Raw genomic sequence first — 24,906 nt, forward strand, 5'->3', positions numbered from 1 at the left:
CAAATAAATTACCTGATTCTAGCATTTTTTCCCATTTCTTAAGCATTTAGTGCTAAGTTGCCCCCATTAACACTATAAAATTAAGGTAAGAAATGAAAACTGTTTATATCGGTAATCTCAACTACAAGATCACTGCTGAGCAATTAAAAGGTATCTTTTCACGCTTTGGCCGTGTTCAAGACGTGAACCTACTAACAATTCCGGGAACTCAAAAGAGCAAAGGTATTGCATTTATCAAGATGCAAAAAGAGCAAAGCGCACAAGATGCGATCAAGGGCCTTGATGGGACAACTCTAGACGGAAGAACTGTTAAGGTATCGATTGCTAAAGATAATTTTGAAGAGCAGAAGAAGTACAAGAAAGAGACTAAAGCAAAGGTTGAAAAAGAAGAGGCACAAGAGCTAATTATTGAAAAAAAGAAAGCTCGTCGCCGTCGTGGCCTAAATGAATTATTCGATCACCTAGGTAAGAAATAATGACGAATAATGATATTTTAAAAAAGCTTAGAATCGCATTATCTCTTAAGGATTTTGAAATTATCGAAATCTTAAAGCTAGTTGATTTTGAACTTACAAAATCTGAATTATCTGCAATTTTTAGAAAAGATGACCATCCAAATTATAAAGAATGTGGTGATCAACTTCTTAGAAAATTTCTTAATGGCCTAATCATTAAGAATCGCGGAACACGTGAAGAAAGAGAGGCCAAGGCACAAGCTTATAAGTCACAGGCCAAACCAGTAGCAAAAGCACCAATCAAGAAAAAGGCAAAATCTGATGCTCCATATAGGAAAAAACAATACACTAAAAGTTCTAAAAAAACTTCATAATGGATATACGCTAGTAGACGAAGAAAATATCCAGCAGGTATTTCTTCCAGAAAACTTTGCGCCTCTAAAAATAGAAGTGGGCTCAAAAGTTAAGGCCTTTATTTACCCAGATACTCAAGGAGAACTTGTTGCAACAACAGAGCTTCCTCTTGCAGTTGTTGGTGAGTATGCCCTATTAGATGCAATTGAAATCCAAGAATTTGGTGCATTCTTTGACTTGGGAACTTCTAAAGACCTACTTGTTCCAGGTAATGAGCAAAAAATAAAAGTTAGAAAATACGAGTCTCATATTGTTCGAATTTGTAAAGAAGAAGGTACTGGTCGAATCTTTGGGACGACAAAACTTGGAAAGTATATTGAATCTTCAGACTTCGATATTAATGTTGGAGATGAAGTAGATATTTTTATCGCTCAAGAAAGTGATTTAGGTTTCAGAGTTATCGTAAATAAGAAATTCATTGGAATGATTTATAAAAATGAAATCTTTCAACGTGTCTCTTGCGGAAAATACTTTAAAGCATTCGTTAAAAAGCTACGTGAAGATGGGCTTGTCGATGTTGCTCTACAAGAGCAAGGGATTAAAAACCTTGTCGACTCAAAAGACATTATTATCGACTTTCTAGAAAGAAATGGTGGCTCTAGCTTCTTAAATGATAAAAGTTCTCCGGAAGACATTAAGAACTTTCTAAATATGAGTAAGAAGACGTTTAAGAAAACAATTGGAATGCTCTATAAAGACAAGAAAATTACAATCTCAGATAACGGAATAAAATTAAATCAATAACAATAAGAAAGGCCCACAAAATGTGGGCCTTCTTTTTTAAGTACTCAATTTATATAATTAAAAATTAACCTTGAACTACTTTTACATTTACGGCACATGGACCTTTAGGACCTTCACCTAATTCGTATTCTACGCTATCACCGTCATTTGGCTCTCCACCTTGAACTGATGAAATGTGGAAGAAAAGATCTCCACCGTCATCTTTTGTGATAAATCCAAAACCTTTCGCTGAATTGTAGAATTTAACTTTACCTGTACTCATTTAATTAACCTCGTAATAAAATTATTCGTTAGATACGATTTTACCCTACTGTTTGCATAATTCCTAAGAAAAAAGGAAAAAAAATTTATTTTGCTGATCCTTGTCACTTTGACAGACGCGACGCTTCAAAATGTGCTCGAAATGTACTTTCTAAGTCACTGATATTATGGGTTTCTTTTGTTGCCTTCGTTCCCCATATTGCTCCAGGCCAAGAACGATCATTTTCATAACGACAGATTATATGGACGTGAAGCTGAGAGACCATATTTCCAAGGGCCCCAATATTTAACTTTTTAGGGAGATAGTTATCGCTTAGAAAGCGACTTACTTCATTGATTTCCTCAAGAAGCGTCACCTGATCATCCCACGAGAGTTCATGAATTTCACGAATCTCTTCTCTTTTTGGAACTAAGACTGCCCAAGGATTTTCTTGATCAGGTAAAAGCATAAGCTTTGAAAGTTTCATATCAGTAATTTCTATTAAATCTTTTTTTAAAACTTCATGTAGTTTAAACATTGATACCTTCTTTTTCCTTTATCGATTTCACAACTCGATATGCACTAGAAAAACATCCCTGTAAGAGATAGCCACCAGTTGGTGCTTCAAAGTCTAGCATCTCTCCTACAAAGTAATATTGATTATTTTTAATTGCTGACAAGTCATCATTCAATGATTCAAAACAAACACCACCAGAAGTAGAAATGGCCTCATCCATTGGTCTGGCCCTTAATACTTCTATCTCACAATCCTTAACCATCGCTGCCAAGTAATTAACATCTTCCTGTGCTTTTGAGCGATCAAGAACTTCATAAAGTAATGAAGTTGCAATCTTATCGAAATTTAAGTTCTTTCTTAGACGATTAGTTAATGAGTCCTTATTTCTACGAGACAATTTCTCAATAACATCTTGCCTCTTTAAGTCTGGTTTGAAGTCGATGTGGAGTTTAGTCGATACTGATTTCTCTAATTCATCTCTAAGTCCGTTGGAAATAGCGTAGACAGCTCCCCCCTCAACACCGTAAGGAGTCAACATGATCTCACCTCTGGCATTCTGGGATTCATTAGAAACAACTATATTTTTAACGAAGCCACGATCAACTTTATCCTGAAAGTGTTTAGACCAATTGATTTCAAAACCACAATTCATGGCCTTTAGTGGTGCAGTCTTCACACCGAGAGCTTCAATATACTCCATCCAAACACCGTCACTACCAGTCTTAGACCAGCTTCCTCCACCCATGGCCAAAATATAGTAATCAGCTTTTTGCGTCTTATTGCTATGATCGTGCTTAAAGATTAAATCACCATCAGCTGTTATATTAGTAAGACTATGTTTTAAATGAAGATGAAAATTTTCATGAGACTTTAGTGAATTCATCCATTGATGTAAGATATCTGCGGCCTTCATTTTCTTTGGAAATACTCTGCCACTAGTACCAATAAATGTCTCAGTACCAAGAGTATTTGCCCATTCGATTAAATCATTAGCATTGAAGTCTTTTAATAAAGAACGAAAGCGTGCTTCATCCTTAAAGTATTTTTTAGCAAACTCTTCTTGCTTCTCACTATGAGTGAGATTGAGACCACTATTTCCAGCGACTAAGAATTTCTTCCCGACACCACCAGTCTGTTCATACAGGTGAACCTCAATTCCCTCAATTTTAGAATTCAATAATTCATAAGCACAGAAGAGGCCTGCGGGGCCTCCTCCAACAATGGCAACGACAACTTGATTTGACATGATAGAATACTATCACGCAAGCAAGTTGGAGAAAAGTCTAAGCAGCTTTTGACGAGATTGTATCCATATCAATTTTGTAGCGCAATGCTTCGATCAAGCGATCCACTTTCTCCTGAGATATTGGCTCATTTCGACGGGAATCATTGATTAAATCATTCCAAGCAATCACATGATCAATAACATCTAAGTCCATGTCATTCAGTTTAACAAGGGCCAATGGCCAATTTTCAAAGCTTCTATTTTCGATCTCACGATCAGTCAATAAATTCACATTTTGATGGCGTGGATCCAAAATAATTTTATTATATGTATAAATCACATCATCTTTCTTTCCTTCAATAACCTGAAAAAAGAAGCCACTATTATACATCAGTACACCTGTCACATCTCTTGCATTATTATTTCGAAATGACGAAGAGACAATCTTATCCAAGTCCTGCTCAGGCTTAAAATCGCCTGTTTTTTCGCTGATATAAATGATTTGATATTCTTTGCTCATAGAGACCACCTTGCTGCACATTTGCTTTTATTATAGATGTTTCAAAAGGCAAATGAAGACAAGAATACTTAAATTGCAGCTTAATAATGAATCATTTCATTGCACATCTACATTGCTAAATTTCAGAAAAAACTTAAGCATTTTTCGATAAAAATAGAGTCTTAAAAACTCCTTATGCTGTCCCTTCTTCACCACAGCAAACTTAATTACTGCATCATCTTCACAGTCACCGTATGTTTTAATTGTCGTCTCCTTACCACGAACAAACCATGTTGCATTAGTGCGACTTTCATCAGATTGGTTATTACATCGATTGTGATAGATCCACTTATCAACGGCCTCCTGGGCCCCGATATGCCCAAAAGGATGTTCAGGGTAATAGTCCTTACCCGCAAAAGGAATGGTTTTATCTTTTGTGCCGTGGATATGAAATATTGGCACGGCCTTTACATTAGGGCATGGATCCTGTTCAATGATGACCTCACCATTTTCATCTCTAAGATCAAGGGTTGCACCCAAAACTCCAACTGCTGTCACATAATTAGGATAAGTACAGGCCATCTTGTAAGAAAAGAATCCACCATTAGAATGTCCAAAGAAATAGATTCGACTCATATCAACTCGATTGAATCGAGGATCGTTTGCTATATAGTCGATAAGGTTTTTTATATAGAGAGTGTCATCGACACCGGATTTATAAAAGTCACAACAAAAATTTCCACCGTTCCAATAATGCTCACCTTCAATATCCTTACGCCCTTCTGGAGTGAGAATCATGAAGCCAAGAACGTCCTTGTAGAATGAAAGACGAGTAAACATATACTGCATAAAAATTGAGCTTGTGTAGCCATGAACATTTACGATGAGTGGCCATTTCTCTTTTTGATAATAGCGCCGAGGCAACTCTAATAGTGCCGCAGGATGCCCTTGTTGTGACACATTTAATTTATAAGTTGTTCGAAAATGAGGGTGGCCAGCATAAACAAGAGTGGCCTTAAATAAAAAGAAGATTATCACCACGAGCGTGGCCCAGAATTTCATCACTAGCTCCTTGTAATATCAGTATCATACTGTTCCGCCATGGCCACTTCTAGTAAAAATAGAAGGGCTAAAGCGAAAATAATATTCCTTTAACACTCCCGTAAATCCGTGGACTAATCGCATTAAATAGATTAAGCTATGGGCCGTTAATACATCTAAAATTTAAATAAGGACGATTTATGATTTCCACATCCAATGTCAGCTTAAGCTTTGGTGGCAAGAAGCTATTTGAAGACGTTAATATCAAATTTACTCCGGGTAACTGCTACGGTTTAATTGGTGCCAACGGTGCTGGTAAGTCTACATTCATAAAGGTTCTTTCTGGTGAAGTTGAGCCAAATACTGGTTCAATCAATATCACTCCAGGTGAGCGCCTTTCAATTCTAAAGCAGGATCACTTTGCGTACGAAGAAGAACAAGTTCTTCAAGCAGTTCTTATGGGTAACGAAAAACTTTTCTCAATCATGAAAGAGAAAGACGCAATCTATATGAAAGAAGATTTCAGTGATGAAGATGGAATGAAAGCAGCTGAGCTTGAAAGTGAGTTCGCTGAAATGAATGGTTACGAAGCCGAGTCTGAAGCAGGTATTCTTCTTTCTGGTCTTGGAATTGGAACTGAATACCACTACAAATATATGAAAGAGCTTACAGGGCCCGAGAAAGTTAAGGTTCTTCTTGCTCAAGCACTTTTTGGATCTCCAGATATTCTTCTTCTGGATGAGCCGACAAACAACCTTGATATCAAAGCGATTCAGTGGCTAGAAAACTTTCTTCTTAACTATGAAAAGACTGTAATTGTTGTTTCCCACGACCGTCACTTCCTAAACAAGGTTTGTACACATATTGCAGATATCGACTTTGGTAAGATCACTACTTACGCTGGTAACTACGACTTCTGGAGAAAATCTTCAGAACTTGCTCAGAGACTTCGTGCAGACCAAAATAAGAAAGCTGAAGATAAGGCCAAAGAACTTAAGGCCTTCATCCAAAGATTCTCTGCCAACGCTTCAAAGTCTTCTCAGGCAACTTCAAGACAAAAGCAACTTGAAAAGCTTGAGCTGACAGACCTTCCACAATCGACGAGAAAATACCCATTCGTACAATTCGATCCTAAGCGTGAAGCAGGAAAAGAAATTCTACGAGTAGAAGGAATCTCTAAAACGATTGATGGTGTTAAGCTACTTGATAATGTTACTTTCATGCTTAACAAAGACGATAAGATCGTTCTTCTTGGTGAAAATGACGTTGCAAAATCAACTCTTATGAAAATCCTTATGGGAGAAATGGAGCCAGATGCTGGAACTGTAGAATGGGGTGTAACAATCACGAATTCATACTTTCCAAAAGATAACTCAAGCTATTTCATGGATGGTAAGAACGATCTTGTAAACTGGCTAAGACAATACTCTGAAAACAAAGACGAAACATTTATTCGTGGCTTCCTTGGTAAGATGCTTTTCTCAGGAGAGGAAGCTCTTAAGAAGACAAATGTTCTTTCAGGGGGAGAGAAAGTTCGTTGTATGATGTCAAAGCTTATGCTTTCAGGTGCAAACGTACTTCTAGTTGACGGTCCAACAGACCACCTAGACCTAGAAAGTATTACATCAGTGAACGAAGGTTTCGAAAGATTTAAAGGTAACCTAATCTTTACTTCACATGACCACGAGTTCATTCAAACAGTAGCAAACCGTATTATCGACCTTGACCACACAACTGGAAAAGTTATTGAAGATAAGTACGTTAGTTACGATGATTACTTAGCATCAAAATCATAATTGCTATAAATACTAAAGGCCTCTTCTTGAGGCCTTTTTGTCACTTTTACCTTATTACAAGGTGAATTCCTGTAAGAAAGTTCTCTAAGTCTACTAAATCCCGTAAAAAATGATGTAAGAAAGTAAATTTCTTTAGCTAAACAAAATTTTAATTTCAAAAAAGTCATCCCCCACGTTAGAACTGGCCAAATTCAATTAAAACTCAGAGGGAGATTTATGAAAAAATTGGTTCTACTATTAGTGCTTACGGCCCTGACAGCAACGACTTTTGCGGCCCCAGGTAGAGGAAGAAGAAATAACAACGATGACGAATTAAGAAATCGTCGCTCACGTGATGCTAGATATGATAGAGACTCACGTCAAAATAGACAGCGTGACAGAAGATATGATGATCGTCGCAATGACAGACGTTATGATGACAGACGTTATGACGACAGAAGATACGACGACCGTCGTACAACAAGACCTGATCCGACACGTGCTTACCGCCGCTACCGTCACACTCCAAACCGTGACTATGTAAGACACGACCGTCGTTGGACAACTGCACGAGACTACCACAGAACGATTAGACCTATTTACGTTTATAATAACCGCTGGTTAAGAGTGAGTGTTTCATATGTTGATGGTTACTATTGGGATTACGATTATCCATACTTTATCTACAATGGTTACCGTCACCGTTATAGTGCATACGATACTTGTAACTATGAACTTGTTGATAGCTGGAGTGATACTGTCGAAAGAACTTTCTACACATATTCTTGTTCAACTGGATATGACCTTTGTGCTGATCTACGAGATGAGCTCAACGACTACGAATACAATTACCGTTATTTCTGTGCCGAAAGATATAACTGGTAGATTCAATACTTATATAGGGGCCACATTAGGTGGCCCTTTTTTATTTTCGAATGAATCGATTAAATGAAGAAAAAGAAATAAGAATTGAAAGAACAATAATTAAAATGGCAAAGCCAATAATTTCAGTAGAACTGAAAATATAATTTAAATCAAATTGAAATTTAGCAACAGCAAAAGTAACAAGTTGACCTAACGTAATTCCTACCACAACAGCACTTACTGACATAAGCGCCATCTCCTTCATAATTGATTTTCTAATCTCGCTAAAACGAATCCCAATAATATTAATAAGAGAGATATCATCTCTTCGAGACTCTAACTGATGAGCTATCAGAGAATAAATCACAAGCAGCCCCACAAGAAAGACGATGAAGCTCATCGTAACAAGAATCTTTGTGATACTCTCCATAATTGTTGCCACTCTTTTAAGAGAGCTTTGAATATCAATTAAAGACACGTTTTGAAACTTGGCCGCAAAGTCAGATTGAAGCTGATCATTAACATCCCCCTCACCTTTGCCAATGGCCGCAATAAAAGTCTTTGGTGCATCTTCAAGAATACCTGGGCCAAATGAAATAAAGAAATTTGGTAAGAAGCTCGTCCAACGAATCGAGCGAAAGCCTACAACTTTAGCAAGAATCGGCATTCCTAGTATATTATACTCTAGCTCATCTCCAAGATTAATACCTAGTCGACTCGCATAGCGCTGCTCAAGAGATACTTCTGCAACCTCATCTGTTTCAAAATCAAAACGCTTAGGCATACGTCCTTCGACAATCTCCTCACCCCTTACAAGATGATCGCGGTAGCTTAAGTTTGCACTTCGGTTACGACTTCGCTGCTCCCTTTGCTCCTCTCGTGTTAAATCCCCAAGTTTTTCAGGATCATAACCTTCACCGTTAATCTTTACGAGACGTCCACGAACCATCGGACTGATATTTAGGAGTTCTAATTTCTTATCAGAGACAAAACTCTTTAACTCTTCAACTTGTTCAGGCTGAATATCAAAGAGGAAATAAACAGGGCGCTCCTCTGCAGGCATCGAAAGTTCCGCTCCAATGATATTCTTAACTGAAGGGATAAGAGTCATAAGACTCGTTGAAATGAACAGACATAAGAAGATAAACAAAGTTGAAATCTTATGACGAGTCACATACTTAAAGGCCATATTAGAAGATAGACTTAGTTTAGGATTAAGTTTTCCAAGCCATGAAAGCACAAGACTTCCTACAGGAAAGAAAACTCCTATAATAATTAAGAAGACTACAATAAAAGCACTTCCAATAATTAAGCTCTCTGACAAGTAAATGGCCATCACCCAATAGAAAAGTACAATTGGGATAAATAGCAGGTAATCGGAAATATTATTAGATAAGCTTGTATCGTGATCAAAGAGTGCTTTTTGATCAACTCTTAAATAAGGAATAATTAAGGCCGGAGCTAATACAATAGTTGAAGCAACCCCAACGGCCATCGTGACAAAGAAAGTCGCTAGACTAAATTGTAACTCAATATCAATTCCTAAATTCTTACTGACCATGGTTTGAATAACTGGACTGAAGGCCGAACCAATAGCAATTCCAAGAAGTGATCCAAATAAACCCAAAAAGAAAAGTTTAAGCGTATAGATCTTAAAGATATCCTTCTTCTTCATCCCAATGAAGCCAAGAATTGCAAGATCCTTTCTTCGCTTTAAAAGAAATCCTCTAAAAAGATAGATAAGGCCAAGCCCCGCAAGAAATAGTCCACATAATGAAACAAGACCTAAGAAATCACTTAGATAATCCATTGAGCGCCCCACTCTTTCAGAATTAGACTGAGGAGATCGGATGCGAATTGATGAATCGATAATTTTAGCTTTTAAATCCTTTTCCGCTTTAACAAGTTCTTTGTCACTTAGTTCTTTGGCCATCTTAAAATGAAGACCTGTCCAAATTGTACTTCCAGGCTTGATAAGATCAGTTGAATCGAGAACTTCATTTTTCAAATAAAGTCTTGGTGCTAGTTGTCCCATAGAAAAGCCTGCAGAGCCATCTTCTTCGACGATTCCTGCTACTTTAAACGTTTGTGATCCAATCTTTATCTCCTTGCCTACATCAAGTCCAAGTTGACCAACAAGTTCAGGATAAATAAAGACTTCATTCTCTTTTAAATCGCGAAAGCTCTTGCCACTCTTTGATCGGATATCACCATAGAAAGGAAACCCTTGACCAAGTCCTCTTATATTGACCAGTCGACTCTTTTCACCGTTAAAGAGCATCGAATATAAAGAGCGATTGCGAGTCATTTCACTATAATCGAGATTAGACTTTGCAATCTCTAAAGTATCCTTAGTAATGGCAATTCGTGAACTAACCGATATATCAGAGCCTAGAAGTGATTTTGATTTCGCTGTTAGAGCACTATCAAATGAAGACTTAAAAACTTCAATAGTTGAAAGTCCAACCATTCCAATTGAGAGATTTAGAATAAAAATAATAAAGAACATTGGAGAGCTTCTAAGCTCTCGCATAACCATTTTAAGCTTCAAGACTTAGCACTCCATTTTCTAAGTGATAAATCTTCTCACACCTCTTTGCTAAATCCTTATCGTGCGTCACAAGGACAAGGCTCATCTTTTCATCTCGAACAATATCAAAGATTAGATTCATGACTTCATCACCAGTATTCTCATCAAGACTTCCACTTGGCTCATCTGCCAGAAGAACACCTGGGTGAGTAACGAGAGCGCGAGCAATGGCAATTCGCTGCTTCTCTCCACCACTTAATTGATTTGGGAAATGCGTCTTTCGGTGACTCATCCCTACTTTTTCAAGAAAGTAATCCACACGATCTTTCTGATGGCCATTGCCATTTACCTCGAGTGGCAAGAGAACATTCTCATATGCATTTAGATGTTCTAATAAATGAAATTGTTGAAAGACCACACCAATATGCTTTGCTCTAAGATCTGTGATCTCTTCGCTATTTAGATCTTTGAGTGAATTATTGCGATATGAAATATCACCACTGGTGGCATCATCAATTCCACATAAGAGTGATAAGAGAGTTGATTTTCCACTACCAGATTTACCTAGGATTGCGATGGTCTCCCCTTCGCTAACTCCAAGCTCAACACCTTTTAAAACATTGAGGATTTCTTCTCCTTGAGAAAAATCCTTTCTAACTTCTTTGAGTGATAATACTAATTCAGTCATTATAAAGCTTTCCTTATAAACGGTGCTACCGTCTTTGCAATAATCTTGTGTCCTTCCTCATTTGGGTGGATGCCATCGTCAATATTATACTGACGCTGTCCTGCTACATCCTTAAGTAAGAATGGAAGTAGTGTAACTCCCTCTTCTTTCTTTAAATCAGGAAACATTTTTTGAAATTCTTTCGTATACTCAGGCCCATAATTTGGTGGAATCTGCATTCCTGCCAAAATAACTTTTACACCCTTACTCTTTGCAAGCTTGATAGCATTTTTTAAATTCTCTTTTGTACTCACAAGTTTAATTCCACGAAGTCCATCATTTGCCCCAAGAGCAAGTAGCATAACATCAGGCTTTCCTCTTAAAGACCACTTAAGGCGAGAAACAGCAGAAGCTGAAGTAGAACCGCTAATACTTGCATTCATCACTTCTATTTCAATGCCTTCTTTTTTTAAGATATCTTTCACAAGATTTGGATAGGCATTCTCTGGATCAATTCCATAACCGGCAGTAAGAGAGTCTCCGAGAAAGAGAACTTTTGGCGCAGCAAATGTTGAGAGGCCAATTAATAGAACTAGTAAAAATTTATTCATAACAACTCCAATCATATTATTTTAGGGCATCACAGCAAAAATAGCGAAGTTCATTTCGCTTTTTTACAAAGATTTAACAAAGCCTTTATTAATGCTTTGCTGGCCCTCTTTCATCAGTTAAACTAGATAAGTGAGTCAAGGAATCGAGATACTTCAAAAAATATTTGGTTATAGTGCCTTTCGCGGCAATCAAGAAAAGATTGTGGAAAGTGTCATTGCAGGAAATAACGCACTGGTCCTCATGCCAACAGGTGGTGGGAAGTCTTTGTGCTATCAAATTCCAGCACTTGCCCGCTTTGGGACGGCCATTGTTATCTCTCCCCTCATCGCTCTTATGAAAGACCAAGTTGACGCCCTAATAGAAAAAGGCGTCGAAGCGGCTTACTTAAATTCTTCAATTTCTCATAGTGAACAGGATGATATTGTAGGAAATCTTCTCAATGGGAATATTAAGATCCTCTACGTCTCGCCAGAGCGTATGATGAATGAATACTTTCAGAGAATTTTGGAGCGCATTGAGATTTCTCTCTTTGCCATTGATGAGGCACACTGTGTTTCTCAATGGGGCCATGATTTTAGACCTGAGTATATGCAGCTTGGCATGATCACAAAGAAATTTCCCGACATCCCTCGCATTGCTCTTACCGCTACGGCCGGTGAAGCAACACGTGGTGAGATCATTCGCTGTCTAAACCTCCATGGCTCAAATCTCTTTATCAGCTCTTTTGATCGACCAAATATTACATACGAAGTTCAAAAGAAGACAACGAAAGAAAAAGACTTCTATCGTCTCACGCAATTTGTTCAAGATAATCTTGATGGCCAATCAGGAATCGTCTACTGCCTTTCACGCAAGGGTGTTGAAGAATGTGCCGACAAATTAGTTAAAGCGGGCTTTAAGGCCTATGCCTACCATGCGGGAATGAGTGCCAATTACCGCGAAAAAGTTCAAGAGAAATTTATCACTCAAAAGAATGTCATCGTTGTGGCAACCATTGCATTTGGAATGGGAATTGATAAGGCCGACGTACGCTTTGTTGCCCATATGGATATGCCAAAGTGTCTTGAGTCCTACTATCAAGAAACGGGACGAGCAGGACGAGATGGACTCCCTTCTCAGGTTCTAATGTTCTATGGACTAAGAGATCTTGTTCTTTTAAAAAGAATTGCTAATAAAGGCGTTGGCGCAGCAGCTCGTCGCCGAGTGAATGAAGAAAAGCTTGATGCCATTCTTGGTTTTTGCGAGGCCACAACTTGTCGCCGCGAAGTTCTTCTTAATTACTTTAATGACCCCTATCAAGGGCCATGTGGTAATTGTGATATCTGCTTAAGTGAACAGACTAAACAGAAGCTTATTAATGCAACTGAAATTGCCAAGGCCGTTCTCACTTGTGTTTATGAAACTGACCAGCGCTACAACGTCCACTATATCATCGATGTTCTCAAAGGAAATATTTCTGGCGTCATTCAAAAAAATGGCCACCACCATATCACAAGCTTTGGTTATGCAAGTAAAGAAGACGAAGGCTTCCTTTATTCTCTTTGTCGCCAACTAATTGCTCAAGGCCATCTTAAGATGATTATGGATGGAAGCTCAGAAATTAAACTTACTCAATCGGCCATCGATGTTATCGAAGATCGCAAAGAAGTCATGATTCGTGCAGACTTTAAAAAAGGTGCACCAGCTTCGAAGTCGGCTGCGACAAAAACAAAAGCAACAAAGAAGAAAGCAGTTCGCAAGAAGGCCACCACAAGAAAGAAAGCTGTCGCCACATATAGGCCAAATGATGGAACTGATAAAACAATGTATGAGAATTTAAAAGTTCTACGCTCTAAACTTGCCAAACAAAAACGCACACAGGCCTTTAAGATTTTTCCAGACAAGACTCTTATGGAGATGGCCGCCCAACGCCCACAAACTCTCGATGATCTCGAAAGTATCTATGGGGTTGGACCTAAGAAACTTCAGCGCTTTGGGAAGATTTTCCTTGAGGCGTTGAATGGGGATGCTTAATCACAACCTAATTTTATCATTACCGACTGCAAGAACATGTATTTGTTTTGCTTCTTATAGTTCCATCAGGAGCTTTATTACTGCAATATCCTTGAAGAGTAACTTCATCACTCCCATTAAATAATTTGCCATAAGAAGGATTTAACTGCTCTATATATTCTACCTTTGTATATTGTAATTGACACGATCTTCCTTCATTATAAACAGTACATTCAACATCGCACACAGGCGCAGAGGTATAAAATGGCCCCTCACAAGTATCTGTATACTCTTTCCCCTCTATTGGTTTAGGAAGACATTTCCCGCCACAAAAGACTTGGTCACTTTCACGACAACATGATTCACCAGTACAAAGAGTTATATTTTCTTTATAATTACCTATATAATCATATTCATTTAAAAACTTATAGGACATTGATAAAGTAAACTTCACCTCATTATTGTAAATTAAATCCTTTGGGATTGTCACTGTTTTCAAATTAGATGATGTACTATATGTCTTGACTAAAGTTCCATTTGACTCATAAATTTTTATCTCAAAATCATATACGACTCCATCACTTGATAAACTTATAGTTTTAGATGCATGAAAATCAGTAGTGAGCGGAGTACTAGGCATTAGCGAAACTTTAAAACTATCACCTAGATTCACGACTTTTATATAATTTCTTAAATCATATTCTTCAACCTCATTGTTCATGTAGCTCTTTCCAATAAAAATTCTTCTTTCACATACATCTGGATACTTTTTAAATATTCCCTCAACTGCATCAACAGTAAGATCAAAAGCTGTTTCATTGTAAGGCCCAATCAAAGTTGGACTTACCATCCTTTCTTTCGAAGTATACCAGTCGATTACTCCATGTCCTAAAGGGTCATCCTCATTAAATGCAAGTAATGATATCTTTGCAAGTAGAAAAGGACTTTTTGATAATAAAGCACCATAATAGCTTGATAGTTTTTTATTACTTGTTTTAGCATAATGAGTTTGCTCTATTCCAAGTAAACCTGTAGCTACATCGTTATAAAATTTGATATCTATGGCGTTTCCTGCACCAAGATTATCAGCAGGTGAACCAAACCTCATATTACCAATATAGTTTGAATAATCATCAAAACCATTCTTATCTAACTCAGACCTTAACTGATCAACAAACAAATTCCCCTGAGAATGAGAATAGATGAATACTCTTTCTTTCATCTCGATATGAGGTCTAACGGCATCGTAGAGTTTTAACAAGTCAGATTTACTAGGGTCTTTCTGTAACTCTTCTTCATATTTCTTCCTTAAATCGTCTTTAAACTTTCCTAATTCGAATCTAAATGAGCCTGAAACTTGAGACATAGATGCTTCAAAGTTTACTGAGTTACCAAACTCTTGAGCAGCGACAGCCATATAGCTGTATGCTTTATCTTCTGCCATTTTCCTTTCATCTTCAATACTTCCTTCAAATGGCAAATCAAAAAAGAGATCTATCTTTTGCAGCAAAGCCTCCAATAAATCTTTTTCAATTCCCTCTGTCTGATTGAAATATCCACTTTCACCACTGTAAAATATAAAATTGTCATATGGAGGCTTTGTGTTTTTATACTTATCATTAACAACCTTTAATGCAATCCAATTTTTTTTGTATGATTCAATCGTAGTATTTATCCCGTTAACATAGTAAACATGAATATCATTCTTTGGATAACAGGTATATTCAAACTCAGCCCTTACACTACTTAACAGTATTATTAAGATTATTGTAAAAGTCTTCATAAACCTCTCCTCTTGATAGTATCTTATCTTTATAGTAATCAAAATCTATATTATCTTCATAAAGCCTAGGCTTTTCATTAAAGAACTTTGTAGATAAATTTTTCTCAATTCGAATTTCACCATTAACATCAGTCAAACTTCTTTTTTGCAATAGAAACATTTCATTTTTACTAAGACCAAGTTCAACACAAGCGTATTTTAAATTAATGATATCTTGAGTAGATATAGAGAATTGATAAAAAAACCAATTTTCATCCAAAATGCCTTTTCTCTGAGCTGTATTAAAACTTAGCTTAAACACCTGTGCGTGGATCTTTTTTATTGAAGTATCTACAAAACTATTTGTTATTCTTTTATTTTTGTGTAGTAAATACCAACAGGACTGTGTATTTATATAATCAATTTTTTTATCATTATCGATATGCGCTTTATTCTCCATCACAACATATAAGTTTTTGAGCCAATTATAATATGCTTTAAGAACGAGAGGATCCCAATCTTTGTATGCTTCTTCTCCAAAGCGCTCTAGGTCATCCCTCATCCCATTGCCATTTGCATCTATTCCAGCAAGCGTCTCACTTTTGTCTTCATAATCTATGTCATATGTACGTCGATACTCATTAGTAAACCATATTAATGCCATTCCAAAAAGAAACGGTATAGCGGTAATCAATGGGATAAAATACTTAATGTGCGCTAAGATAAATGGTAGCGAAAACCACGCCAACATAGCTTTAACAACTTCTTTAAATTTCAATTTTATACTCCTTCACAATCAAAACTCCCATTTTCATAATCTTCTTGATAGATGTATTTAATTGTATAGTAGAACTCTAGTCTTTTCTTTGAATTATAGTTCAATGTATGCAAATGCTTATCGATCATACTCTTATAGATATTTGGATCCTCTAATTTTTGAATACAGCTATATACATCCTTATTTTCTTGGATAAGCATTCTAATAAAATTATGATCCTCTTGATTTTTAAAGATAAGTTGTAAGTTTCGCACAACTTTATCGAGATATCTTCTGTAATCAGAGTTATTTAACGAAATAGCAACGTTCGGTTCCAGGTGCTTTTTCATTGACTCTGCGTTGCTCAAATTAAATTCACTCATAAGTACTTATCGATATTTATATGCTTAAATTTAATAGAATCACTAGCTTAAGAATTAAACTAGAATTGAGTTCTATATGGTTAATTTTAATATAAGATATTTGGATACCTTATTTAAAATAAAGATATTTGGTTACTGTCTTTTTCTTCGCTTGGAATTAGCGTTTTCCACATTTGATCGTACTTAGTGTAACGTGGATGAATAACCTCCGGTTCAACAGTTTTATTCCTAGAGTCTTTTCCATACCTAAACTCTGGCCGTAATAGTCCTTGCGAAATACTCTTATCTTCATCAGGAGAGAATTTATTATTTAACCAATCTAGAACATCATCTTTTTTTAAAAGATCAAAAGAAAACAAGTCTACTAATTCAAAAATCGAAAATGGTGAATCACTACTAAAATATGAACTTAAAGAATATGGATAAGCTTCAACTTTAATAACCATATTTGCTTTCACAGGATTTTGAAGAATGTACTTATATGCATTTGCTCTATAATTCGCCTGAGTAAGTAATGATGATTTATAACGGCCGCCATAAATTGAATTAATAACACCTGATTGTTGCTGTACTTCTAATGTTGATAATTTCATAATCCAATACATTACTTCGTCTATATTCGACATAGGTGTATCAATCATTAAGTGAAAATGATTATTCATTAAAGTAAAAGCGTAAACCCTTACTTTATAATCTTTTACAACTTTATCGATTACTTTAAGGTATATTGGCCACATCTCACTTATTGGTAGTGGAAACCAAAGCTTATTATGTGATCTAGCGACAACATGATACGGATACTTATTAGTTCTTAATGTTTTTCTTCTTCCCATACATTCCTCTAAGTAAAATGTGCAAGTTCTAAGAATCAACACTATAAATTAAGTATTGAAAATTTATATTCAATTGAGCATCACGAAGAAGAAAGTTACTTTAGAATGTCTAAATAATTAGAATATGCTACGCACAAAGAAAAAGCACCTGGAACGCCTATATTTATGAGAATTTAAAAGTTCTACGCTCTAAACTTGCCAAACAAAAACGCACACAGGCCTTTAAGATTTTTCCAGACAAGACTCTTATGGAGATGGCCGCCCAACGCCCACAAACTCTCGATGATCTCGAAAGCATCTATGGGGTTGGGCCTAAGAAGCTTCAGCGCTTTGGGAAGATTTTCCTTGAGGCCCTTAATAACGATTTATAATTCTGATCATTACCGATAAGAATTTGTATTGAAGTAATTTTGCGCTTTCCTTGCATAAAAAAATCACAAAGTTTAAAGGCAGTAAACGGAGTTTCCGCCATTTTACTTAAAGAAGTAAATTTACATAACAAGCAAACTCACCATTTGAATTTAACAACTCATTAATCAGTACCTTGTCCTCATCTAATAGGTCATCATCACTCTCAAGATACATGATCACATGATCGTCCTTCACCTTGCTAACGCCGCAACTATCAACGCATGCAAACTTCTTACCTTCGCAACCTAAACTTTTTCCAGCAAACGTGTACTTCTTTTTCAACTCTTCTCTTGTAAGTTTAAAAACATCGTCTTTAAATTTAAATACTTCTTTCACATCATCAACATTTATCCACATATCTTGATTTGATAAAAGTTTTACACGTCCATTTTCAAACTTCTCCACTACTCCATACGTAAACACAAAATCAGAGTAATGTTCGTTCTTTAGCTTTACATAAATCTTAACTTGAACTCCATCTCTTGCACCAGGTTCTTTCTCAAACTTAATTCCTAGTTTCCCAATAGACTCTTTTCCTTTAGCGCTCTTAAATATATCAGCGACATAGATATTCTCAATATTCAAATCAATTTTAGAAATGATGTAACCAGGACTCTCTCCAAACTTTTTCTTAAATAAATAACGCTGCCTCCTTTCGCAGTCTGTATACTCTTTAAGGTTTTGATTTTTTTTCAGACTACTCACGCAGCTAGAAATATATATCTCATATTTCTTCTCTATCTTATCGGCTTCTGTCTTAAATTCGGATATATTTTTATCAACTCTTTTTTTGAGATCACCAGAGAATCGCTGCTCAAAAGTTCCATATAAAAGATCACGTCCATAGACGCTAGAACATAAACAAGCAACTAAACTGACTATTATTAATTTATTCATTCAAATCTCCCTATTGAGAGTAAATTTTACATTCGTTTCCTGGTGCTTACTCATTGACTCGGCGTTACTCAATCTTAAATAAATCATGAATGCTTATCGACATTATACAGGTATAAATTCAATAGATTTAATCGCTTTAGGATTAAAATAGAATTATCTTCTATATATTTAAATTTATGATAATTTTTGAGAGTTATTAGCTGATTTTCACTTCGTGAAAATGTCGTTCTTTTTATGCGTAAACTTTCCCATTGGCCTTGAGACGAACCGCTCGGGCTTGGCCCCTCGCTCTCGACGCCAATCTCTAGCTAAAGAGTTGGGGGCCTAGCACCGCAAACAATAGACTGGCTTTATGGTCAGGATGACCGGTATGTCAGCGAGAGGCAGGAGCCGAAGCTGACGAGGGCGGCCAATTTTGCGGGTGCTTAATAGCGATCTTTAAAACGTATAATCAAAGATTGATTGATATGAAGGTTGCCGCGACGGTAGTCGATGAATTTTGCACGCATTAAGTTTTTTAATGAGTGAGAGAAGTCCACATCGGCCATGGCAAATTCTTTGTAAGGATAGCCGGCCCAAAGATTTTTAAGTTCAGCATGAAGATCTTTTTCTCTTTTTCTGAATTTACCTTGGTCTTTTAGATGGTAAATGATGAAAAGCTCTTCGTCTTCAAGCTCGATTCCTAGGCCATAGCAGATGGCACTTAGTGCATGAACTGCAGCAATGTATTTCTTATCCTTACCGAATTCGTTTTGAAAATTAACAAAGCCTTTAAAGAATGCATCTAATTTGAAAACCATATTTTCATAGATTGCATATGTACTTTTTGATGAGTCATTAGAGACGTGGATACATTTATGAAGAAGTTCTTCAAATTGATCCATTTTCTTAAATTCTACTCTTTCTAATATTTCTTCTAATGTTTCTTGTAATTGTTCCATAGTCGTCTTTTTATCACATAATTCCTAAGCTGCCTATTGAGTAATACCGCGAATCTGATACTCTTTCGAAGGCTTACGACGGCGATCGTATTCCTTTTGTCCTGGAGAGCGTGAATCATTGTAAATATCCTCAGCTCCATAATAATTACTGATCATACAGACATTAAGAGCTGCGATACGATCGCATTTTGATTTAACAATTCTTTTATAATTGGCCACCGCTTTTTGATTACGGGCCTGTCTTTCTGGTGTTAAGCGGTAGTATTCAACAAAGAGATTTCTGTCCGCTGGATTAATTTCATCTTTGTACACATTGTAAACGAGCTTCTCGCAAGAAACATCCTTAAGCTCACCTTCAATAGCAGGAAAGTGATTCTTTAAAGTTGATGCTGATTGAGAACGGAAACCACCTTGATCATCGTCCCCTGCAAAGAATGAAAGGTTTGAATAAATATCTTCAATCTTAGCTGTTTCATTTTCACAAGAATTAAGCATTTGATCGACTCTTGTTAGAAGTCTCTCAAGATTCTTTTTAGTCACCTCTGCATTTTCATCATCACAAGAAATACACCACTCTCTTTCTGCGAAGTCAGAATTCACATAGAGCATGGTTGCTAAGAGAGTATTTTCAAGTCCACTCATGGCATCAGCATGGGCCGTCGGAATTAATAAATCAAGGACAGTAAACCTACGAGTGGCCTTAACTTTATCCGTTAACTCATTAAACGCCTTGTTAAAGTCGAGCTTCTGAAGGTCGATAGGACGCTCATTTAAGAGGAACTGGTTTTTAACTAGGGTTTGAATCGAATATTGTAATTTATAATTTCCAACCCTAATGGTAGCTATACCATTACTAATAGTTGCTGGTGGAAGTTCACCAATTTTGTTCTTCTTTAACCAGCGAAAGTACTTATGCTGTTCTTTGATATTTTTAAAGGATTGCGCATAAGACTCTGGATCCTTGCGCCTCTGATTGTAACTATCTGTGATATTCACAAACCTTCGGTAAAAATTCTTTAAAGCGAAGTCTTCAACGATTGCTTCTCCAGAATATTCTTCTTTCTCCACAATCATTTTTGCATGAGATTGGGACACTGTCGCCAAAAGGCCAACAAGTACCAAGAACTTAATAACTGAATTCCTCATAATTATCTCCCATACGCTTAACGGAGTAATTATATCAATTATTAAATATTTATGTCAGAGATCTAAAGATATCAGTAAGATAGCAAGGCCATCGACATGGCCTCGCCCTAGTTATGCCAATTAAAATTGTGCTGATAATTGAAAGATAAAAGATGAGCCACACTCGAATTCATCGAGCTGATTGACTCCACAATCCATTGCTGAAACAGAGTAGTCCATTGTGAAAGACCCTTTTTCCGTATTCAATTTGAAGCCCTCTGCTAAATCAAGGCCTTGGGCCGTAAGAGCTGGAGCGATTGCTCTTTCTAAGTTCTCTGCACTAATTGAGATTTGTTTTAGCTTACCAAATAAAGTCTTCTTAACCACTGCTGGTACAACAATATCAATTTCATGCTCTTCAAAGATAATTTGAACTGCTTTTTTAGAGACAACGTTTAATTTCATTTTATTAAGTATTTCCTTAGTAGGAATTCCTTGTGAGATTTCATTACGTGAGCCCTCAACACTAATAACCATGTCGAAGTCACCTTCAATTGTCGACTTTGTTCCAGTAAGAGCATCTCCCTTAACCTCATAGAAGTCCTTACCACGAAGCTCGATCGTAATTTCCATTCCATTTTCAAGGTGATTAAAGCTTGTGTTAACAGTCTTAGCTAATTCATTATAGCTTACACCCTTTGCAAGAGCTTCTGTCATGGCCGTTGAACATGATTCAACCTGACCAAGGTCTCCTCTTTTTAAAAGAGCTGCCGCCTTAGTAGAGCCGTCTAAGGCACGGGCATAATTTATTGCGGCCTCATTATTTGAAAAGCGACAACTTGATAATCCATCATTAACAGATAATGATGCAAATGCTTGAGTGCTTAATAAAGTGATTGCTGTGGCAATAATAAATTTATTCAATTCAGGCTCCCTGCTACCTTCTTAAAAGATTGGCAATAAAATAGCACATCCAGCAAATCTATCGAGTAATTTGAAAATTTACCAATGGATGTCTTAGATTTAGACGCCTATTTTAAACAAGGAAAAATGGTCTTGAAACTTAAGAATATTCTTAAATTTCAAGACCTTAGAGCTTATTCTGTCTTCATTTGCTCAATAAATAATCGATATAATGAAGGTAAAACGACAAGAGTCAGAAGAGTTGCTGAAATAATCCCTCCAACGACTACTGTCGCTAGCGGTTTTTGAACCTCTGCCCCTAGCCCAGTTGAAAAAATCATCGGTAGGAAACCAAAGATATCCGTTAAGGCCGTCATAAGAACTGGACGAAGTCTAACCATTGTCCCCTCCCTCACAACGTCATCTGGTGATTTTCCATCTGCTAAGAGTCGATTAAAGTAAGTCACAAGAACAACACCATTTAGAATACTAATCCCACACAGAGCGATAAATCCAACACCAGCAGAAATACTAAATGGTAATCCTAAAATCTTTAGTGATAGAACTCCACCGATGAGTGCCATTGGTGCGCATAGAAAAATCAATAAGACTTGGGCGTAGTTTTTAAAGGCCGCATAAAGCATCACTAAAATGAGAAGCAGGGCCAATGGAACCAGAATACTTAGTCTTTCTTTAGCAGAAATAAGATTCTTAAAACTTCCACCCCATTCGATATAATAACCTTCAGGAAGAGTTACTTCTTTCTCAACAATCTCTTTTGCTACCTTAACAAAGTTTTCAATATCACGAGTTTGTGGATTAATTAAAATGGCCAATCTTCGAGTTGAATTCTCACGATTAATCGATGAGTATGTCTCAGAAAGTTCAATATCTGCGACATCTTTTATTTTAACAGTGTACCCTTCAGAAATCCCCACCGGAAGATTTGAAATGGTTTCCACATCAGATCTCTCATTAGCAGATAAGCGAGTCATGATTGGATACTTCTTAACACCATCATAAATATCACCAACCTTGCTACCACCAATGGCCGTTGAGATAACATCAAGAACAGGTTTGCTACTAACACCTAACTTTGCAAGCTCCTCAAGCTTTGGCGTGTATTGAATCATTGGAGAAAGCCCCTTTGATTCAACTTCAACCTCACCTGCTCCAGGTGTTTTTGCAATGGCTTCAGAAACCTTATTGGCAATCTCTTCTATGACTTTTAAATCTTCCCCGTAAACTTTCGCTGAAACAGATGCCCTTGTTCCTTCAAGTAACTCGTTAAAACGTAGTTCTACTGGTTGAGAGAACATTGCCACTTGAGCTGGTATATTTAAGGCGAGGGCCTTCTTCACTTCCTCCATTAGATCATTCTTATTTTGAATAAGATCACTTTTTGGCCATTCATCAACTGGCTTAAGCATGACATATGAATCCGAAATATTAACCCCCATAGGGTCAGTACTAATCTCACCTGCTCCAGTTCTCCCAAAAACTGTTTTGACTTGTGGAAATTCTTTGATGACATCTTCACTTAATCTTTGAAGATGGATGGAATTTTCAATGTTGATATTTGCAGGGCGAATAAACTGAACCGCAAAGTCCCCCTCATCTAATTGAGGAATAAACTCAGATCCTAGGCCCATAAAAAGAACTCCCCCCAGAGCAATAGCAGATACGCCAAGGCCAAGGACAGTCTTTTTAAACTTAAGGGCCAATTCTAAAATTGGAGAAAAAGCTTGCTTGGCAAGAAGCATGATCTTAGGTTCACGATCTTTAGTATTTGAATTTAAGAATGTTGCGGCCAATGCTGGTACTAAAGTAAAAGATAGAACGAGAGCCGAACCAAGGGCCATAATGAAAGTTGTCGCCATTGGACCAAACATCTTCCCTTCAACTCCAGTTAGGGCAAATAGAGGGATGAAAACAGTAATGACAATGATCTCACCGAAGCCTGCGGCAGAACGAATTTCTATTGCACTTTCGACAACAAGATCTTTGATTTCAGCGCGTGTTAAGGCACGCCCAATTTCCTTTGTTCTCTTTTGTAAGCGGTGGACACAATTTTCAATAACAATAACGGCACCGTCAACAATGATCCCAAAATCTAGAGCACCAAGACTCATTAAATTTCCTGAAACATTTTGCCAGCGCATTAGAATGAAAGTAATTAAAAGAGATATTGGAATGGTAGCAGCAACAATAATTGCGGCCCTAATATTTCCCACAAGAAGCATGAGAAAGGCCATCACAAGTCCGGCCCCTACAATTAGGTTATGCTCAACTGTACTTAAGGTAGCATTAACCATATTCGAACGATTATAAACGATTTCGAGATTTACCCATGAAGGAAGATCCTTTTTAATCTCGTTGATACGCTCTTCAAGCCTAGTTGAGACTGCACGCGAGTTTTCCCCAAGAAGCATGAAGGCCGTTCCAATGACAACTTCTCTACCGTTATGAGTCGCCGCTCCAGTTCGTATTTCCTTATCAAATTTAACTTTTGCAACATCTTTTACGCGAATGATATCAAGAGAACCAAGTCGCTTAATGACAATATTTTCAATGTCCGAAATATTCTTTAATAGGCCAACTCCGCGAACAAGTAGCTGCTCTCCTGTTTGAGGAATATAGCCTCCCCCAACATTCTGGTTCGTACTCTCAATGGCGTTTTCAATATCATCAAAGTGAATTCCAAATCGGGCCATTTTATCAATATCTGGTTGGATGAAATATTGCTTCTCATAACCACCAATTGTATTAACTTCTGTCACACCTTTAACAGTTAGAAGTCTTGGCTTGATCAACCAGTCTTGGATTGAGCGAAGCTCCATAAGCTTCAGCATCTCCTCTTCTTCAGTTTTTACTTCTCCCTTAAAACTTAAGGAGTAGTGAAAGATCTCTCCAAGGCCCGTACTGATTGGCCCCATCTCTGGCTTCATTCCTATAGGAAGATCGATATTAACAAGTTTTTCAGAAGTAAGTTGTCTGGCGCGATAGATATCCACATCATCACTAAAGATGACAGTAACCTGAGAGATTCCGTATTTAGAAACTGAGCGGGTTTGCTCAACACCAGGCATTCCCGTTAAAGCTGACTCAATTGGAAACGTTACCATTCTTTCAATTTCTTCAGGAGTTAGCCCTTCAACAGGAGTATTAACCTGCACCTGGGTATTTGTGATATCTGGAACAGCATCAATTGATAATTTATCAAAAGAGTAAATACCGCCAATGATGAGAATTGCTGTGGCAATAAAAACAAAGAGACGGTTATGAACACTGAATTCAATTATTTTATTCATCATGATT

General features: G+C 37.0%; 24 protein-coding genes. 7 read left to right on the forward strand and 17 right to left on the reverse strand.

Translation table 11 applies throughout. The features are described from left to right. Positions 1 to 92: 92 nt before the first annotated feature. From ACMAYL_RS11645 to ACMAYL_RS11655, 3 genes are read left to right on the forward strand one after another with little or no spacing between them, the layout of a single operon-like run. Entirely contained in the window at positions 93 to 476 is a 384-nt protein-coding gene (locus tag ACMAYL_RS11645; protein ID WP_103218065.1) for an RNA recognition motif domain-containing protein, read from the forward strand. Continuing rightward, a complete protein-coding gene (locus ACMAYL_RS11650; protein WP_103218066.1) occupies positions 476 to 829 on the forward strand; it encodes a DUF1456 family protein in 354 nt (117 codons plus the stop codon). Before ACMAYL_RS11645 ends, ACMAYL_RS11650 begins: the two co-directional genes overlap by 1 nt. Further along, a complete protein-coding gene (locus tag ACMAYL_RS11655; protein ID WP_103218067.1) occupies positions 777 to 1,613 on the forward strand; it encodes a S1 RNA-binding domain-containing protein in 837 nt (278 codons plus the stop codon). The genes ACMAYL_RS11650 and ACMAYL_RS11655 overlap by 53 nt, the downstream gene beginning before the upstream one ends. A 64-nt stretch (positions 1,614 to 1,677) precedes the next feature. On the opposite strand, the gene ACMAYL_RS11660 is transcribed toward ACMAYL_RS11655, so the two are convergent. The 5 genes from ACMAYL_RS11660 to ACMAYL_RS11680 all read right to left on the reverse strand — a co-directional run bounded on the left by ACMAYL_RS11660 (position 1,678) and on the right by ACMAYL_RS11680 (position 5,157). Beyond that, positions 1,678 to 1,875 (reverse strand): cold-shock protein, encoded by a 198-nt coding sequence (locus ACMAYL_RS11660; RefSeq protein WP_021267754.1) that lies wholly within the window; start codon positions 1,873 to 1,875, stop codon positions 1,678 to 1,680. A gap of 103 nt (positions 1,876 to 1,978) precedes the next feature. After that, positions 1,979 to 2,392, reverse strand: coding sequence for an HIT domain-containing protein (locus ACMAYL_RS11665; RefSeq protein WP_412471113.1), 414 nt, complete (start codon positions 2,390 to 2,392; stop codon positions 1,979 to 1,981). Further along, positions 2,385 to 3,617, reverse strand: coding sequence for a TIGR03862 family flavoprotein (locus ACMAYL_RS11670; protein WP_412471114.1), 1,233 nt, complete (start codon positions 3,615 to 3,617; stop codon positions 2,385 to 2,387). Before ACMAYL_RS11670 ends, ACMAYL_RS11665 begins: the two co-directional genes overlap by 8 nt. Before the next feature lie 37 nt (positions 3,618 to 3,654). Continuing rightward, positions 3,655 to 4,116 carry a BLUF domain-containing protein gene (locus tag ACMAYL_RS11675; protein WP_158246872.1) on the reverse strand — a complete coding sequence of 154 codons (462 nt, stop codon included), beginning with the start codon at positions 4,114 to 4,116 and terminating at the stop codon, positions 3,655 to 3,657. A gap of 96 nt (positions 4,117 to 4,212) precedes the next feature. Beyond that, the gene (locus ACMAYL_RS11680) at positions 4,213 to 5,157 is read right to left on the reverse strand and encodes an alpha/beta hydrolase family esterase (protein ID WP_412463175.1); all 945 of its coding nucleotides are present in this window, start codon (positions 5,155 to 5,157) and stop codon (positions 4,213 to 4,215) included. 179 nt (positions 5,158 to 5,336) lie between these two features. Between ACMAYL_RS11680 and ACMAYL_RS11685 the strand changes: the two genes are divergently transcribed. Together ACMAYL_RS11685 and ACMAYL_RS11690 are read left to right on the forward strand one after the other, a co-directional pair. Then, positions 5,337 to 6,932 carry an ABC-F family ATP-binding cassette domain-containing protein gene (locus ACMAYL_RS11685; RefSeq protein ID WP_103218072.1) on the forward strand — a complete coding sequence of 532 codons (1,596 nt, stop codon included), beginning with the start codon at positions 5,337 to 5,339 and terminating at the stop codon, positions 6,930 to 6,932. Between the two features lie 216 nt (positions 6,933 to 7,148). Next, on the forward strand, positions 7,149 to 7,796 hold the full coding sequence (locus ACMAYL_RS11690; protein ID WP_412471115.1) for a hypothetical protein: 648 nt from the start codon (positions 7,149 to 7,151) through the stop codon (positions 7,794 to 7,796). 40 nt (positions 7,797 to 7,836) lie between these two features. Here ACMAYL_RS11690 and ACMAYL_RS11695 read toward each other — a convergent pair whose 3' ends face one another. From ACMAYL_RS11695 to ACMAYL_RS11705, 3 genes are read right to left on the reverse strand one after another with little or no spacing between them, the layout of a single operon-like run. Beyond that, on the reverse strand, positions 7,837 to 10,326 hold the full coding sequence (locus ACMAYL_RS11695) for an ABC transporter permease (RefSeq protein ID WP_412471116.1): 2,490 nt from the start codon (positions 10,324 to 10,326) through the stop codon (positions 7,837 to 7,839). After that, positions 10,316 to 10,993 carry an ABC transporter ATP-binding protein gene (locus tag ACMAYL_RS11700; protein WP_103218076.1) on the reverse strand — a complete coding sequence of 226 codons (678 nt, stop codon included), beginning with the start codon at positions 10,991 to 10,993 and terminating at the stop codon, positions 10,316 to 10,318. Before ACMAYL_RS11700 ends, ACMAYL_RS11695 begins: the two co-directional genes overlap by 11 nt. Further along, positions 10,993 to 11,583, reverse strand: coding sequence for an arylesterase (locus ACMAYL_RS11705; RefSeq protein WP_412471117.1), 591 nt, complete (start codon positions 11,581 to 11,583; stop codon positions 10,993 to 10,995). The genes ACMAYL_RS11700 and ACMAYL_RS11705 overlap by 1 nt, the downstream gene beginning before the upstream one ends. A gap of 130 nt (positions 11,584 to 11,713) precedes the next feature. Between ACMAYL_RS11705 and recQ the strand changes: the two genes are divergently transcribed. Beyond that, on the forward strand, positions 11,714 to 13,597 hold the full coding sequence (gene recQ, locus ACMAYL_RS11710) for a DNA helicase RecQ (protein ID WP_412471118.1): 1,884 nt from the start codon (positions 11,714 to 11,716) through the stop codon (positions 13,595 to 13,597). 19 nt (positions 13,598 to 13,616) lie between these two features. On the opposite strand, the gene ACMAYL_RS11715 is transcribed toward recQ, so the two are convergent. From ACMAYL_RS11715 to ACMAYL_RS11730, 4 genes are all read right to left on the reverse strand, one after another. Continuing rightward, the gene (locus ACMAYL_RS11715; protein ID WP_412463179.1) at positions 13,617 to 15,359 is read right to left on the reverse strand and encodes a hypothetical protein; all 1,743 of its coding nucleotides are present in this window, start codon (positions 15,357 to 15,359) and stop codon (positions 13,617 to 13,619) included. Continuing rightward, positions 15,319 to 16,116 carry a hypothetical protein gene (locus ACMAYL_RS11720; RefSeq protein ID WP_412463180.1) on the reverse strand — a complete coding sequence of 266 codons (798 nt, stop codon included), beginning with the start codon at positions 16,114 to 16,116 and terminating at the stop codon, positions 15,319 to 15,321. Before ACMAYL_RS11720 ends, ACMAYL_RS11715 begins: the two co-directional genes overlap by 41 nt. Before the next feature lie 2 nt (positions 16,117 to 16,118). After that, positions 16,119 to 16,445, reverse strand: a complete 327-nt coding sequence (locus ACMAYL_RS11725; RefSeq protein WP_412463181.1) for a hypothetical protein — start codon at positions 16,443 to 16,445, stop codon at positions 16,119 to 16,121. 146 nt (positions 16,446 to 16,591) lie between these two features. Beyond that, positions 16,592 to 17,311 carry a transposase gene (locus tag ACMAYL_RS11730; protein ID WP_412463182.1) on the reverse strand — a complete coding sequence of 240 codons (720 nt, stop codon included), beginning with the start codon at positions 17,309 to 17,311 and terminating at the stop codon, positions 16,592 to 16,594. A 161-nt stretch (positions 17,312 to 17,472) separates the two neighbouring features. Between ACMAYL_RS11730 and ACMAYL_RS11735 the strand changes: the two genes are divergently transcribed. Continuing rightward, the gene (locus tag ACMAYL_RS11735) at positions 17,473 to 17,682 is read left to right on the forward strand and encodes an HRDC domain-containing protein (protein WP_412463469.1); all 210 of its coding nucleotides are present in this window, start codon (positions 17,473 to 17,475) and stop codon (positions 17,680 to 17,682) included. Positions 17,683 to 17,788: 106 nt separating this feature from the next. On the opposite strand, the gene ACMAYL_RS11740 is transcribed toward ACMAYL_RS11735, so the two are convergent. From ACMAYL_RS11740 to ACMAYL_RS11760, 5 genes are all read right to left on the reverse strand, one after another. Beyond that, positions 17,789 to 18,619 carry a hypothetical protein gene (locus ACMAYL_RS11740; protein ID WP_412463183.1) on the reverse strand — a complete coding sequence of 277 codons (831 nt, stop codon included), beginning with the start codon at positions 18,617 to 18,619 and terminating at the stop codon, positions 17,789 to 17,791. A gap of 425 nt (positions 18,620 to 19,044) precedes the next feature. Then, a complete protein-coding gene (locus ACMAYL_RS11745) occupies positions 19,045 to 19,560 on the reverse strand; it encodes a hypothetical protein (protein ID WP_412463184.1) in 516 nt (171 codons plus the stop codon). 33 nt (positions 19,561 to 19,593) lie between these two features. Further along, positions 19,594 to 20,706 carry a hypothetical protein gene (locus tag ACMAYL_RS11750; protein ID WP_392992536.1) on the reverse strand — a complete coding sequence of 371 codons (1,113 nt, stop codon included), beginning with the start codon at positions 20,704 to 20,706 and terminating at the stop codon, positions 19,594 to 19,596. 120 nt (positions 20,707 to 20,826) lie between these two features. Next, entirely contained in the window at positions 20,827 to 21,609 is a 783-nt protein-coding gene (locus tag ACMAYL_RS11755; RefSeq protein WP_412471119.1) for a hypothetical protein, read from the reverse strand. Between the two features lie 173 nt (positions 21,610 to 21,782). Further along, on the reverse strand, positions 21,783 to 24,902 hold the full coding sequence (locus ACMAYL_RS11760; protein ID WP_412471120.1) for an efflux RND transporter permease subunit: 3,120 nt from the start codon (positions 24,900 to 24,902) through the stop codon (positions 21,783 to 21,785). Positions 24,903 to 24,906 lie beyond the last annotated feature (4 nt).

Origin of the sequence: Halobacteriovorax sp. RT-2-4 (assembly GCF_047085445.1) — a bacterium.
Lineage (GTDB): Bacteria > Bdellovibrionota > Bacteriovoracia > Bacteriovoracales > Bacteriovoracaceae > Halobacteriovorax_A.